Genomic DNA, 15,849 nt, shown 5'->3' on the forward strand with positions numbered 1-15,849 from the left:
CTTTTAAATTGAATTTTTTAATTTATATTCAGATTACTCCATCTATTTTTCAAATTGTTTATCAAAAAAATTAGTGTATTTCTTGATAATTAGTATATAATTATGATTTGTTTTGTATTTTTTACTTAGTAAACATTTTTATAATTGGTAATGATTTGTTTTCTTTAATTAATTTCTTTATATTTTAAATAGGTTTTATTTGTATTTTTTAGAATAAATTATCCTTAAATTTATGAATAATTTATAATTTTTTTATAAGATTCCTAGAAAGTTTTATTTATATTTATTATTTATTATAATTTTGCAGATTTTTTTATTTTCTTTTAAAACTTTTTTATATTTTTTAATATTAATTTTCATATCTTTTTCCGGATTTTTTCAAGATTTTATCCCTTTTTATATATCTCTAATTTTAAAATCTAATATAATAATTAATTTCCTTATTGGTTTGGTGGTTTTATGGAATTTGAATATGAGGATATTCCGAATATCCTATATCAACATAAATATCTGTTATTGTATGAATGTGATTTTAATGAATTATATGATATATTGTCAGAATGTGGTACGGTTATAAAGATTACTTATCCGAGCTCTTCAAAACATATAATGAAGATAATTCTCCATAGATTTGGTCTTGATAAAAAATATAAGGATATCACAACAAAAAGTTTGGATTTTCTAGTTGATTTGTTAAAGGAGTTTTTCAGTATCTATTATAATGATTCATCCTATGGTCAAAAATTGAGTTATCATGAAAACAATATTTCCTTGGATAATGTTTCCTCCTATCCATATGCGGTTTTTAATCAGGATACTGTTATTTTGTTATTTGATAACTTTAGCCGTATTAAGGAAAATACTTTTATCCTTTTCGATACTTTTTTTGATTTCAGTAATATTTACATTGTTGCAAACACATATGATGATGAATTTTCAATTAAAGCTAAACGAAGTATACTTTATAATTTTCTTCAGGTTAATGAAGAGGAAAATAAGATGATTATCGTTAAACAACCTTATTTGGTTTTCATTGCTATTCTTTTTGGCATATTGTATCTGGCGATTGCATTTGTCATTGAATTTAAATATGCTTTTATTATTCTTGGATCTATATGGATTACTACATCATGGTATAAATTTGAAAACTTTTTATTAAATAAGATGTGAGTCTTTCATTAGTCTTTTCAAGAAATCTAATTTTGTTTTTTCCATTAGTTTGGTGAATGGTATGGAGAAGTTTACTCATATTATAACTGGTCTATTGTTTGGGTTTTTAATTCTATTTGTTTTTAAAGCTGTTCATTTTAATTTAATCTATAATTTCTATGAATTGTTACTGTATCTTATTTTCATATCCTTGTCATCGATTGTTCTGGATTATATTGAGTTGGGATTTCTTTCAAGTCATAGACGTCAGTTACATACTTTGTCTATCCTTATCATTCCATTGATTATCATGGTTTTTTATCCAATCATAGGCATGGCAATGTTTATAGGATTTCTAAGTCATATTTTACTTGATCTTTTAACCCCTACGGGCTGTCCATTATTTTTGCCATTTAACTCTTTATATTATAAGGTCTTTAGAAAGGAGGATAATGCAGTTAGAACAGGTTCTGCAAGCGAAAAGGCTTTAACCATTATCCTTTTCATGATACTTGTTATTGTAATCTTTTCCTGTTTTTTGGCTATTTCCGAACTTTCATATGGTTTTTATGATATCCATCATCTTATATCATCAAGTGATAACGACAGTATTAATGAAACTCATTTAAATGATACAAAAGTTAGTTTTAATGACAAGAAGGTATATGTTAATGTTAACTTGGACATTAAAGGTGATGAAGAGAAAAATCTAAGTTTTACAGATTCTGATAATCGTACAAGCACTTTGATTGTTTCCAATTATGATGGTTAATGTGTTTTTATCTTTACTTTTAACTAGATACTCTATATTTAAAAAAAGAAATAAACTCACTAGTAAAACTAGTGAGTATTTAAAGAACTATTTTACAATATCAATGGTTTCATATAAAGTATTTGACCTATAGTTTTTACTTGCTGTAACTATTATGTCATATAAGTTATTGCTTAAATTAAGTGTAATGGAAGCAATTCCATTATTATCGGTACTTCTGTAATAGGTTCTATTGTTGATCTTAAAGGTTAAAGGACATTTTTTAATCTTTCTACCATTATAATCAGAAACCTCAACTTTATAAGTTCCATTTCTTTTAATTGTAGCCCCTAATGACACGATCATTATATCTTTAGGTTTTATTCTTATTACTAATGTTCCATTTGATGAGGATACTCCAGTACTTCCACTAAAGGTTATTATGGCATCATAGTTTCCTACATATAGTGAGTTTAAACTGATGTTTATATCTCCTGTGGAATTTGTATTGCGCCAATAGGTTCTATTGTTAATTAATACTTTAACATATCCATTAACAATGGCCTCACCATTCTGGTTTTCAATATGTGCTGTAAGTATGGCATCGTCACCATATTCTCCACTAATATTATAACTGGTAATTCTACTGGTAATGTTCAATACTTTAATGGAAACTGTAATATTTGACGGAAGATAACCCCTTGAACCATTAAATAATATGGTGGCTTTATAGTCTCCGGCTTTAAGGTTTACACTTAGATTTACCTTACCTTCATCATTAGTTTTACGATAATAAGTACGATCACCTATAAGAATACGTATATATGAATCTTTAATGCCTATACCATCTGTATCTGTAAGTCTTCCAATCAATTGTGTGCCATTTGCATAGTACATTGTAATATTGGAACTTTCCATTTTGGTAGTATAGGAATAGATTGTCAGATTATTTCTGGTGCTAGAGCCTGTATGGTTATAATCTCCATTATATGTTCCTTCAATTATGTAGTTTCCAGGTGCATAATTTATTATAAGTGTGGCGATTCCTGATGTGTCTGTTCTTTTGTAATAAGTACGGTCATTGATTTTTATATGGGTTGTTTTGTTTGATAATGCCTGACCATTCTCGTCTTTAAGCTCTATGAAATAGGAACTGCCGTCCTGATAATACATTGTAATGTTGTTTCCCTTAAGTGATGTTTTAAGCTTATTGTCATTTACCTGAATTCTAGCACTACATCTGGATGGTGTATATCCTGTATAATTAAAGGAACATTCTGCGGTATAGTTTCCAATTCCAAAGTAAATAGTCATGTTTGCCTGATAATTGTTGTTAATAGGTCTCCAGTATGTTTTATTATTGATTGTAATTTTAATGTATTTTCCAATCACCTTTTCATTGGAACATTTAACCCTTACAATGAATAATGATCCGTCATATCTTTTCATTGTCAAATCCTCGGCACTAATGGATATGTCAGTTAGGTTATCTTCCTTTAAAATATCAGTTTTGGAATTTGTTCCTGTTATTGTATTGTCTGGTTTGTTGTTTTTTGTTTCTGGATTTTTTGGTACTGGGTTGCTTTTTGATGCTGTTTTTAGGTTTTTGTCCTTAACATTTGCTGTGTCTTTGCTGTTTTTATGACTGTCTTCAACGGTATCCAATTTTTTATTGTTAGAAACCGTTGTGTTTTCATATAAAACCATGTTTTCATTTAAATCTCCGTTATCTTGTATCTCTACACTTTCTTTTTGGGAGTCTCCACTTATGTCTGTTGAAGATATTCCTCCTAAACTTAAAAAGAGTATTAGTAATACAACTAAGCAGATTGAAAATTTTATATGTTTGATATTTTCACCCTTTCTAGTTTTCAAGAAACACATTAAAAATAAATGCATTTCTAGTTTTGATTTTTTTAGATTCTATTTAAATAGTTTAATTTTTCATTAGATTTCACGTAAAAATTTCCATTTATAAAAATGCCTAAATATTCCTTTATTTAGCTTAAAAAGAGTTCATTTGTCAATATATAAACATTTTTTACAGTTTTCTTCAATAAAAAAAGTATTGTCTGCTTTATTAAATAATAAAATATCTGGTTGGAATACTTTATTTTTTTAATTAAGAATGTTTAAATGGTATTTTTTCTATGCTAGCTATTTAAAACCATTGTTTTAAGATGATTTATCATACAAATTAAATTTTTTTTATCTTTTTTATAAAATTTTTAATATTGTATTATTTTTCTATTGTAATTTTTAATAGTTCTTTATCTACATCGTTTATATTAAGTTTAACACTTAAACTTGATGAATTGATGGTATATTTAATTATCTGTTAATCATTTTCCAGTTTTAATAAAAACAACTTAATAACTATTGTTTGTTTCTTATTTAACTAATTCTATTATTTTTATAAGATTTTTTTTATAAAACCTTTTAGGATACATTTAAAAATAGGAAACATTATATTAATAATATATAATATTATATGGTAATTTTATTATTTTCCTGACTTTTTTATTGGTTCTAAAAATTTTTAAATCATAAAATTTTTTTCTATTTCTTAATGATAAACATTACATTTATATGTATTGAAGTTTATAGATTATACTAATAGATATTGCTAAATATATCTCTATGTTGTTTTTTTCTTAAAACTATTTTTTTCATGTTTTTAAGGATTATTGTATTTATTTAGAACATAGACCTATAGCTATGTGTGCTTTTTGCTATAGAATATTATTTTTTATCTTAATTGGCTTTATCTATCAGATAAATATCAAAAATAATTGATTTATTTGTCTTATGATGATTCTATTTAATTTAAAAATTTAGATTGCATTATAAATCATCAGTATAATGTAAATCGCAGCGGTGGATTTTTAATTAATTAGTTTATTCTATTATTATAAAATTACTAAAAAATTTAAAGAGGGAAATATAATGCCAGGACTTTTTGCAGCAGGTAAGCTTAAAAAGAATAGACAAAATTTTAAGTGGAAAGATGTAGACTATAAAAGAAAAGCATTACGTTTAGATGTTAAAGCTGATCCTCTTGAAGGAGCTCCTCAAGCTAGAGGAATTGTTATTGAAAAAGTAGGTATCGAAGCAAAACAGCCTAACTCTGCTATTCGTAAATGTGTACGTGTTCAATTAATTAAAAACGGTAAACAATTAACTGCTTTTGCACCAGGAGATGGAGCAATTGGATTTATCGATGAACACGATGAAGTAATGATTGAAGGTATTGGAGGACCATCAGGAAGATCCATGGGTGATATTCCTGGAGTTCGTTGGAAAGTATCTAAAGTAAACAATGTTGCATTATCTGAAATGGTATCAGGTAAAATTGAAAAACCAGTAAGGTGAATACTATGGCTAATTTATTATTTGATAAATGGGATTTATCTGAAGTGGAAGTCAGTGATTTAGGTTTAGTAAATTACATCTGTTTAGAAGAAAATGATGTACCTCATACTTCAGGTAGACATGTAAAAAGACAATTCGCAAAATCCAAAGTTTCTATTGTTGAAAGATTAATGAATAAAATCATGAAATCACATGTTAACTCTGGTAAAAAGAATAAAGCTTATAATATTGTCAAAGAAGCTTTAGATATCATTAATGAGAAAACTAAAAAGAATCCAGTACAAATTTTAGTTACTGCAGTAGAAAACACTGCACCTCGTGAAGAGACTACTCGTATTAAATATGGTGGTATTGGTTACCAAGTAGCTGTAGATATTTCACCACAAAGGAGAGTAGATTTATCATTAGGTTTCATCACTAATGGTACCTACAGATCTGCATTTAAAAATAGAAAATCTGCAGGTGAATGTTTAGCAAATGAATTACTCCTTGCTTCTAACGAAGATTCAAGAAGTTTTGCTATCCAGAAAAAAGAAGAAAAAGAAAGAGTAGCTAAAGCAGCTCACTAAGCTTAAAGCTAATATTATGTTTTATATCATATAGGTGATTATTTTGAGTAGACGTTCAAAAATGATTGAAAAAATTAAGGATTTGATGTATAAACCTGACCAAATTAGGAATATTGGTATTGTTGCACACATTGATCACGGTAAAACTACCTTATCTGATAACCTTTTAGCAGGTGCAGGTATGATTTCTGAAGATCTTGCAGGAGATCAAAGATTTTTAGATTTCGATGAACAAGAACAAGCTCGTGGTATTACTATTGATGCAGCAAACGTATCTATGGTTCATGAATTCAAAGGTCAAGAATACTTAATCAACTTAATTGATACACCTGGACACGTTGATTTCGGTGGAGACGTAACTCGTGCTATGAGAGCAGTAGACGGTTCTGTTGTAGTTGTTTGTGCTGTTGAAGGTGTAATGCCTCAAACTGAAACTGTACTTAGACAATCTTTAAAAGAACATGTTAAACCTGTTTTATTCATTAACAAAGTTGACAGATTAATCAACGAATTAAAATTAACTCCTGAAGAATTACAAAACAGATTTGTAAAAATCATTGCAGAAGTAAATAAGTTAATCAAGAACATGGCTCCTGAAGATAAAGTTGATGAATGGAAAGCAGATGTTGCAAATGGAAGTGTAGCATTTGGTTCAGCTTATCACAACTGGGCTATTAATGTTCCTATGATGCAAAAAACAGGAATTACCTTTAAAGATATCATTGATTACTGTAATGAAGATAAACAAAAAGAATTAGCTAAAAAAGTACCTATATCTGAAGTATTATTAAGTATGGTAGTAGAACACTTACCATCTCCAAAAGAATCCCAGGAATACAGGGTACCTCATATCTGGGATGGAGATCTTGAAAGTCCTGAAGGTAAAGGTATGATTTCATGTGATCCAAACGGACCACTTGCAGTAATGGTTACTAATGTATCTGTTGATAAACATGCAGGGGAAATTGCAACCGGAAGAGTATATGGTGGTACCATTTCAAAAGGTACTGAAGTATATTTAGTTGGTTCTCACAGTAAAAGTAGAGTTCAACAAGTAGGTGTTTACTTCGGACCAGAAAGAGTTAACACTGATGACGTTCCTGTAGGTAACATTGTATACATTGCTGGAGCTCGTGGAGCTATTGCAGGGGAAACTATTTGTTCACCTGATACTCATATTGTAGAATTTGAAGGATTAGATCATATTTCAGAACCAGTAGTTACTGTTGCAGTTGAAGCTAAAAATACTAAAGATTTACCAAAATTAATTGAGGTTTTAAGACAAGTAGCTAAAGAAGATCCTACTATTAAAGTTGAAATTAATGAAGAAACCGGTGAACACTTAGTATCTGGTATGGGAGAACTTCACTTAGAAGTTATTTCTTACAGAATCAATGAAAAAGGTGTAGAAATCACAACTTCCGAACCTATTGTTGTATACAGAGAAACCGTTGCAGGTAAAGCAGGACCTGTTGAAGGAAAATCTCCTAACAAACATAATAGATTCTATCTTGAAGTTGAACCTATGGAACCTGAATTATTTGCAGCTTACCAAGCTGGTGACCTTAAAGAAGGAAGAGTTAAAGGTAAAGAAGCAGCAAATGAATTTATGGAATATGGAATGGAAAAAGAAGAAGCTAGAAGAGTATGGGATGTATATAGTAAAAGTATGTTCATTAACATGACTCGTGGTATTCAATACTTAGATGAAGTTAAAGAATTATTACTTGAAGGTTTCGAATCAGCTATGGACAAAGGTCCTATTGCAGATGAAATCTGTATGGGATTAAAATTCAAATTAGTCGATGCAAAACTTCACGAAGATGCTGTTCACAGAGGACCAGCACAAGTATTACCAGCTATCAGAAAAGCTATCTATGGTTCTATGATGTTAGCTAAACCTACCTTACTTGAACCTATGCAAAAAGTATTCATTAATGTTCCACAAGACTACATGGGATCTTGTACTAGGGAAGTTCAAAACAGAAGAGGTACTATTGTAGATATGCAACAACATAACGATATGGTTACTATTGAATCTAAAGTACCTGTTGCTGAAATGTTTGGATTCGCTGGTGATATTCGTTCAGCTGCAGAAGGTAGATGTTTATGGTCTACTGAAAACTCTGGATTCGAAAGATTACCTAATGAATTACAAAGAAATATTATTAAAGAAATCAGACAAAGAAAAGGATTATCTGAAGAACCTTATGGTCCAGATCATTACTTAGAATAGATCTGATTTTAAATAAATAAAATAATCTAATTTAATTTATTTTATTTTATTTTTAAATTTTCGAATTAAATTTATATGTTAATTGATTCAAAACTTAAATTTTAAATTTGATTTTATAAAATATTATCAGGTTTATTAATTTTTGAAAACTTAATTCTTTCAAACTTAATGAAAGATATGAAAAAATTTTGCAAAAAATCATTATCTTTTTATATTTGAAAGTACAATTTTATATTATGCTATATTGATAAGCTAAAACTAATGATTATAATATATATTGGAGGTCAATTATAATGGCAAAACAAAAAGAACATTTAAACTTAGCATTTATTGGACACGTTGATCATGGTAAATCCACTTTAGTTGGACATTTATTATTAAAAGCTGGAGCAATCGCTGAACAACAATTAGATGATGGAGAAAACAAATTTAGATTTGTTATGGATAAATTAGGTGAAGAAAGAGAAAGAGGAGTAACTATCGATTTAGCTCACCAAAAATTCTCCACCGATAAATATGATTATACTGTTGTAGACTGCCCAGGACACAGAGATTTCGTTAAAAACATGATCACTGGTGCTTCCCAAGCAGATGCAGCTGTACTTGTAGTAGCTGCTGATGATGGTGTAATGCCTCAAACCAAAGAACACATTTTCTTATCAAAAACTTTAGGTATTAACCAACTCATTATTGCTATTAACAAAATGGATGTTGTAGATTACTCAGAAGATAAATATAATGAAGTTAAAGATGCTGTTTCAGCTTTAATTAAATCTATCGGTTACAAACCTAGTGAAACTCCTTTCATCCCTATCTCTGCATTTGAAGGAGACAACATTAAAGAAAACAGTAGTAACACTCCATGGTACAAAGGAGACGCTTTAATCCCTGCATTAGACAAACTTGTTGTACCACCTAAACCAATTGACAAACCATTAAGAATTCCTGTTCAAGATGTATACTCAATTACTGGTGTAGGTACTGTACCTGTAGGTAGAGTAGAAACCGGTATTATGAAACAAGGTGAAAACGTTATCTTCGAACCTTCCGGAGCAAGCGGAGAAGTTAAATCTATCGAAGAACACCACGAAAACATGCCTTCAGCTGAACCTGGAGACAACATCGGTTTCAATGTAAGAGGTGTAGGTAAAAACGATATCAGAAGAGGAGACGTAGCTGGACATGTTGATTCTGCTCCTACCGTAGCAAAAACCTTTGATGCACAAATTGTTGTTTTACAACACCCTGGTGTAATCACCGTAGGATACACTCCTGTTTTCCACTGTCACACTGCACAAATTGCATGTACTTTCATGGAATTATCTAAAAAATTAAACCCTGCTACTGGTCAAGTTGATGAAGAAAACCCTGACTTCTTAAAAACCGGTAACGCAGCTATTGTAAAAGTTAGACCAACCAAACCTATGGTAATTGAAAACGCTAGAGAAATCCCTCAAATGGGTAGATTCGCTATTCGTGATATGGGTCAAACTGTTGCTGCAGGTTTATGTATTGGTATTGAACCAGCTAAATAGATTTAATAATCTAGAACTTTTAAGTATTTAAAAAATCATTTTAAGTTTTTAAAACTTAATTTGATTATTTATTTTTTATAAATTTTTCATAAATATTATTGAATTGTTGTTTTTAATTTGATTTTTTCTTTTTTATGGAGAATTTCGGATTTTTTTCTTAGAAGTTTCCTTATTAACTATTATTTTTTCGTTTATTTTTTGGAGGAAAATTAATGAGTCAAGCTAGAATTAAACTTACTGGTACAGATCCAGAAAAACTTGCTTATGTTTGTGATCAAATTAAAAAAATCGCTGAAAGAACTGGTGTAGACCTTTCTGGTCCTATCCCACTTCCAACTAAAAAATTAGTAGTTCCTACTAGGAAATCTCCAGATGGTGAAGGAAAAGCATCTTGGGAAAGATGGGAACTCCGTATCCACAAACGTTTAGTCAGTATTGATGCTGACGAAAGGGCTATGAGACAAGTTATGAAGGTCAACGTACCTGATAATGTAAGTATTGAAATTGAGCTTAAAAGCTAAATAATTAATTTTTTTTAATTTTTTAGCTTATATTTAAGCTATTTTTAGTAAATTTGTTAATATTATTCATTTATAAAATTAGTGTATACTGTATTTGTTTTAAAGAAAAATAGTTATATTTTTATATATTAAAATACAAATTTATGTATACTTTTATATTTAACTTGTAATAGTTTTTTAATATATTTTTTATTTGTGTGCCGAGATAGTCTAGTCTGGTAAGGCGCAGGACTTGAAATCCTGTGGAGCTTTCTCCGCCTGGGTTCAAATCCCAGTCTCGGCGTTATTCTTTTTCATGATTTTTTTATAATATTTTAATTAGGTTTTTACCTTTTTTTAGATAATCTATTTTTTCTTGTTTAATGTACTCATACATTTTATGGGATTTTCTATTGTTTTATTCAGATCATTCCATTTCCAATTTGTTCAATGATTTTTAAAAAACGGTGTTTTTCCATATATTTGCTATCTAAATATACATCTTCATACTTCTATAAACAGAGTTTCTTTTTTTATATAACTATTTTTAAAACTCCTGTAATGATTCATTTTAAAATCTATCGGATATTGTTTTATTCTCATTTACTTTTAATTTAATTCAATGAATTTCATTTATGAAAATATGCTTTTACCCGATACTTGATTCATTTTCCAAATATTTGGAAGTTTGTTAAACTGTATATATTTTTTATATTTTTTATGAATATTTAAATATAATATTTTAATTTTGATATTTAACTAATCAGTAAAATCATAACATTTATATATAAAGTTCACCATAAAATTAATTGTATGTTTGAAACTATTGAAAATAATATGAATTTTAGTAAATCTTCATTTGCAGCATCCTCATTGGGGTTCCTGTTTTTAATGATTTTAATATCCTCAGTAAATGCTGTAGATGTACATGATAAACATTTGGTAATGGACTCACCAGGTAGCGATATTTCTTATTCTACTTTTTTAAATAATCCTGGTTCTATCTCAGATGTTAGTATTGAGAAAAATGATCATTTGTCTCATGGTGAGTTAAGTGAAGAACTACATAATCGTCAAAGATTAAGAAGAGTTGAAGATGAAAGCTTAAACTTTAATATTAATTACATATCCAAGATATGAAACCTTCCTTTTTTAATTTTTTTTTATCTTCAAAAACTATTTATATAAAACAAGATTTCTTAAGCATTTTCTAATTCTATTCTTGAATCTATCTAATAATTATTGGGATGGTTTATTTTACTATTTTTATTCTTTATTTTATTAAATAGTGATGGATCTCTTTCTTTTATCATTATTTTAAAAATTAGTGGAAAATAATTTATTATTTCAATTAATTGTTTAAATTAAATTTATATAATATCAAAATATTGATTTTTATTTATTTTATTAATTTTTTTTAAAAATAAGTTTTTTATTAATAGGTTTATTAATTAAATTTATGGATTATTAGTTTTATTAAATATTCTAAAATAGGTGTTTTATTAAAATTATTAGAATTAAAAATTTAATTTTATTTTATTATTCCATTTTATTAAGTCTTTTAAAAAATAGATTATTTTTTATTAAAAATATTGATTAGAGATTTAATAATCTATTTAATTCTCTATCAAAATCCTCAAGGTTGCTTACCTGTATTTTATCATCTAAACCTTTTATATGGGGTCTATCTATAATAATCATTTTAATTCCTAATCGGTCAGCTGCAATGATTTTCTCCTTAAATCCACCGGTGTCTCCACTTTCCTTTGTAAGAATTATCTTTGCATCTACTTTTTTAAATAATTCTAAGTTTTCATTTATGTGGATTTTCTTATCTTTATTTTTACTTGCAGTCATTGGAAAAATGTGATCCTCTATAATTCCAAGTTCCTTGCATTTGTCCATTGAAGATTTTACCTTAAGGACCCTTATGTAGAATCTATCTTTTGAAACATATTTTAGAACATCACTTGCAGTGTTGATTCCTCCAAGGTGGAGTATATTTCCTTCTGTAAAATTATTTTTAATTAATAATCCTCCGTCTTCAAATGAATCTACATGATAGACATTACTAAGATTTATGTTTTCCATATCCTCAATATACATCGGTTCCCTTTCAAACCTAATAAATGGTATTTTCATCTCATCAACAATGGAACATAGTGTGTTTGTAATATGTTCTGCAAATGGATGGCTTGCATCAACTAATAGGTCAATCTTTTCCCCATTTATAACTTGTATTAGGTCTTCTTTCGGAAGGGGTCTTGTAATAACCTTATCGCTTCCAGCATTTTTAGCGATATTTCCACCATACTCTGTAGTGGTACTTGTAACAATTGAAATCTCAGGATATCTTTCCTTCAAAAATTCAATTATATCTATGGATTCTTTTGTTCCGCCAACTATGAAAATTTTCATATAAATCATCTAAAAAAAGTTTTAGAGTATTTTTATTAAATACTCTTTTTAAGTAATGTTTTTCTCATTATAAATTCCGCTACAAATATGGTAGCCGCTACAGCAAATATTAAAATCCAATCCATTATTCCAATAGATGCTGTTTTGAATATTTTTTGAAGGGGTCCAATATATATTACACATATCTGGAGTATGAGGGAAAGCAGCATTGCAAAGGCAAAATATCTGTTTTTCTCTTCAGAGTCGGACCTATTGCAGTATGCACTAAATAATTGGTATACAACAAACAGTGTAAATGCAACGGTCATGGATTTTTCAAGACATGATTTGGTTCCAAGGTGGGTATTTGTATTTAATTCATAAATAAATACTCCCAAGGTACCTATGGCCATTACAATACCTGAGATTAATATTCTTATATAGTCTTTTCTCTCTAGAATATCACCATTTTCAGGTTTTCTTTCCATAATGTTTTTCTCTGCCCCTTCCATTCCAAGTGACTGTGCAGGCGGTCCGTCCATTATAATGTTGATCCAAAGGATCTGTATGGCATTAAATGGTAATGGTATGTCTATTATTGTTGCTCCAACAATGGTGAGTATTGCACCTACATTGGTGGATACCTGGAATTTCACAAACCTTTTGATATTGTCAAATATTTTACGTCCCTCTTCTATTGCCTTTACAATGGTTGCAAAATTATTGTCTTGTAAAATCATATCAGAGGATTCTTTTGCAACGTCGGTTCCATTACCCATTGCCACTCCAATGGATGCTTTTTTAAGTGCTGGCGCATCATTTACACCATCACCAGTCATTGAAACCACATTGCCTTTTGATTTTAAACTCTCAACAATTCTTAGTTTTTGTTCCGGATAAACCCTTGCATAAACTTGAATGTCATCTGCAATAGCCAGGTATTCCTCATTGCTTAATCTATTTAACTCATCACCCGTTAATATTTTGCCGTCGGTTAATATTTCAAGTTCGGAAGCTATGGCTGCAGCGGTATCTTTATGGTCTCCTGTAATCATTATTACCTTGATTCCAGCAGTCTTACATTTTTTAATAGCCTCTTTCGCCTCTTTTTTAGGTGGATCCATTATTCCAATAAGTCCGCTAAAGATGAATTTCTTTTCAACATTGTCCTCTGTTAGATTATTCTTATCCTCGGTAAGTTCTTTATCATCTATAATCCTATATCCAATGGCTAAGACTCTTAATGCTGACTGGGTCATGTATTTAGTTGATTTATTAATCCTACTTCGTGTTTCTTTGGTAATCTTTTCAATTTTACCATTGTTGTCTATGTATTTACAGGTTGCAAGTATGATTTCAGGTGCACCTTTTGTAAATGCTATTAATTTTTTATCACTTAAGTCAAACTCTTTACCTTCAATGGTTTTTATTTGCTTTAGGATATCGTTTGTCTCAGTATCATCATTAATACTGTGAATTGTGGTCATTCTTTTTCTATCACTTGTAAGTGGGATTTCCTTAATACGAGGATATCTTTCTTTTAGGTTTTCTGTTTTATAATCAGATTCCTCTGCAAACTGTAAAGCTGCGCCATCAGTAGAATCTCCAATTAATTTACCTTCTTTGATTACAGCATTATTACAAAGATATGCTCCTTCATATGTTTTGTTTGAATAGATTTCACTTTCCCTTACAGTCATTTGATTAAGGGTAAGTGTTCCTGTTTTATCTGTACATATGATATTACAACTTCCAAGAGTTTCAACGGCAAGTAATCTTCTAATGATTCCATTGGATTTTGCCATCTCTTCCATTCCAAGGGCAAGGGTTAAAGTCAATACTGCAGGTAATCCCTCTGGAACTGCAGCTACTGCAAGTGCAACAGCAGTCATAAAGTTTTCTACAAGACCCATTCCTTCAAAGAATTCAAGTATGAACACAAATACACAGGTAATTATGGCAATCAAACCAAGGATTTTTCCAAGTTTATCCACCTTTTCTTGAAGTGGTGTTTCTGGTGATTCCTCTTGTATGACTGATGCTATCTTACCAATAGAGGTGTCCATTCCAATGGCATATACAAGTCCCACACCTCTTCCTGAAACTACATTTGAATCCATATAAACTAGATTGTCTCTAATATTTTCATTAATATTATTTTCAACATCCAAATCAACATTATCCTTATATTCAGCTGTTTTATTTACTGGTTCTGATTCTCCTGTTAATGATGACTCGTCTATTTTAAGCTCTGTAGTTTCTAATAAAAGTAGATCTGCAGGTATCTTGTCTCCCTCTTCAACAAGTACTATGTCTCCAATTGTAAGATCTCTTGCATTAATTTTGGATATTTGTCCTTTTCTTCTAACAACTGCCTTTTTATTTACGAGATTTTTCAATTCATTCATTGCTTTTTCAGCTTTATACTCTTGTCTATAACCTACAACTGCATTTAATACAACAACAAAGAGGATAACTAATGAATCTATTATATCTCCAATAAAATATGATGCAATAGCCGCTAGAATAAGAAGTATTATAAGTATGTCTGCAAATTGCATTAGGAAGATTTGGATCTTACTCTTTTTTTTCTTTTCTTTAAGTTCATTTGGACCAAATTTAGCTTGTCTTTCATTGGCCTGGTTTAAAGATAGACCTTCTAAATTTGTGTCATATTTTGATAAGATTGCATCTTGTATTTTCATAATGTCCCATTTTACAGATTTTATAAAAATAGATTAACTAAATAAATTTCTATATATTCTTTAATTATCTTATTATTTAATATTATTTTAATTACTGGTATTTTTTATTCATTGTCTTTAAAATCATAAACATAGAAACTAGCTTTTTTATAGTTTTTCATTTTCATAATGTCTATTTTCGGGTTTAAATTTTCGCCGGTTAATGGTTTGATTATTAAATAGCTTTTAATGTTTCTTGCCAAATTAAGTATATATGGCTGTAATTCATGTGGAGGTCTTATTGAGTATATCAAATCCCGGTTTCTATACAAATCATAATCAGGATTTGTCAAGTCGTCTTTTATTATGTCCTCCCTTGAAGGTTCAATATCTGTCTTGATTATATTCACATTATCTTTTTTATTGAGATAATCGCTTACAAAATAGAAGTGACCAATGGCTACCTCTCCAACATTAAACTTTCTATCAGGTATGAAAGTTGCAATATATTCTCCAAAATCCTTCCACATTATTGTATCTCCAAAAAAATTATTCTTTAATACTTTTTTATTTATATTTAAAATGTTTAAATCTTTGTTTATTTATTGGTATGTTTTTTAGAAAAGTTTTTTAAACATTAATATATAATTAATTAT

Annotated in this window: 12 protein-coding genes and 1 tRNA gene; 9 read left to right on the plus strand and 4 right to left on the minus strand. The window is 29.1% G+C overall.

What is annotated here, in order from left to right; genetic code table 11:
- Positions 1-459 precede the first annotated feature (459 nt).
- Together ABM4_RS01740 and ABM4_RS01745 are read left to right on the plus strand one after the other, a co-directional pair.
- The gene (locus ABM4_RS01740; RefSeq protein ID WP_016357963.1) at positions 460-1,170 is read left to right on the plus strand and encodes a hypothetical protein; all 711 of its coding nucleotides are present in this window, start codon (positions 460-462) and stop codon (positions 1,168-1,170) included.
- Between the two features lie 61 nt (positions 1,171-1,231).
- Entirely contained in the window at positions 1,232-1,921 is a 690-nt protein-coding gene (locus ABM4_RS01745; protein ID WP_016357964.1) for a metal-dependent hydrolase, read from the plus strand.
- 87 nt (positions 1,922-2,008) lie between these two features.
- On the opposite strand, the gene ABM4_RS01750 is transcribed toward ABM4_RS01745, so the two are convergent.
- The gene (locus ABM4_RS01750; RefSeq protein WP_048200780.1) at positions 2,009-3,775 is read right to left on the minus strand and encodes an Ig-like domain repeat protein; all 1,767 of its coding nucleotides are present in this window, start codon (positions 3,773-3,775) and stop codon (positions 2,009-2,011) included.
- Positions 3,776-4,846: 1,071 nt separating this feature from the next.
- Between ABM4_RS01750 and ABM4_RS01755 the strand changes: the two genes are divergently transcribed.
- The 7 genes from ABM4_RS01755 to ABM4_RS01785 all read left to right on the plus strand — a co-directional run bounded on the left by ABM4_RS01755 (position 4,847) and on the right by ABM4_RS01785 (position 11,252).
- On the plus strand, positions 4,847-5,272 hold the full coding sequence (locus ABM4_RS01755; protein ID WP_016357966.1) for a 30S ribosomal protein S12: 426 nt from the start codon (positions 4,847-4,849) through the stop codon (positions 5,270-5,272).
- Positions 5,273-5,277: 5 nt separating this feature from the next.
- The gene (locus tag ABM4_RS01760) at positions 5,278-5,841 is read left to right on the plus strand and encodes a 30S ribosomal protein S7 (RefSeq protein ID WP_016357967.1); all 564 of its coding nucleotides are present in this window, start codon (positions 5,278-5,280) and stop codon (positions 5,839-5,841) included.
- Positions 5,842-5,884: 43 nt separating this feature from the next.
- Positions 5,885-8,077: an elongation factor EF-2 gene (locus ABM4_RS01765; RefSeq protein ID WP_016357968.1), complete on the plus strand. Its 2,193-nt coding sequence runs from the start codon at positions 5,885-5,887 to the stop codon at positions 8,075-8,077.
- A 293-nt stretch (positions 8,078-8,370) separates the two neighbouring features.
- Positions 8,371-9,612: a translation elongation factor EF-1 subunit alpha gene (tuf, locus tag ABM4_RS01770; protein ID WP_016357969.1), complete on the plus strand. Its 1,242-nt coding sequence runs from the start codon at positions 8,371-8,373 to the stop codon at positions 9,610-9,612.
- A gap of 212 nt (positions 9,613-9,824) precedes the next feature.
- Complete coding sequence (gene rpsJ / locus ABM4_RS01775; RefSeq protein ID WP_016357970.1) at positions 9,825-10,133, plus strand: 30S ribosomal protein S10; 309 nt, start codon at positions 9,825-9,827, stop codon at positions 10,131-10,133.
- A gap of 199 nt (positions 10,134-10,332) precedes the next feature.
- A tRNA-Ser gene (locus ABM4_RS01780) sits at positions 10,333-10,416 on the plus strand.
- Positions 10,417-10,925: 509 nt separating this feature from the next.
- Positions 10,926-11,252: a hypothetical protein gene (locus tag ABM4_RS01785; RefSeq protein ID WP_016357971.1), complete on the plus strand. Its 327-nt coding sequence runs from the start codon at positions 10,926-10,928 to the stop codon at positions 11,250-11,252.
- A 456-nt stretch (positions 11,253-11,708) separates the two neighbouring features.
- Here ABM4_RS01785 and cobK read toward each other — a convergent pair whose 3' ends face one another.
- The 3 genes from cobK to ABM4_RS01800 form a co-directional block, all read right to left on the minus strand.
- Positions 11,709-12,530 carry a precorrin-6A reductase gene (gene cobK, locus ABM4_RS01790; RefSeq protein ID WP_016357972.1) on the minus strand — a complete coding sequence of 274 codons (822 nt, stop codon included), beginning with the start codon at positions 12,528-12,530 and terminating at the stop codon, positions 11,709-11,711.
- 35 nt (positions 12,531-12,565) lie between these two features.
- Positions 12,566-15,214, minus strand: coding sequence for a cation-translocating P-type ATPase (locus ABM4_RS01795; RefSeq protein ID WP_016357973.1), 2,649 nt, complete (start codon positions 15,212-15,214; stop codon positions 12,566-12,568).
- Between the two features lie 104 nt (positions 15,215-15,318).
- Positions 15,319-15,723 (minus strand): UPF0146 family protein, encoded by a 405-nt coding sequence (locus tag ABM4_RS01800; protein WP_016357974.1) that lies wholly within the window; start codon positions 15,721-15,723, stop codon positions 15,319-15,321.
- Positions 15,724-15,849 lie beyond the last annotated feature (126 nt).

Source organism: Methanobrevibacter sp. AbM4 (genome assembly GCF_000404165.1).
Classification (GTDB): domain Archaea; phylum Methanobacteriota; class Methanobacteria; order Methanobacteriales; family Methanobacteriaceae; genus Methanarmilla; species Methanarmilla boviskoreani.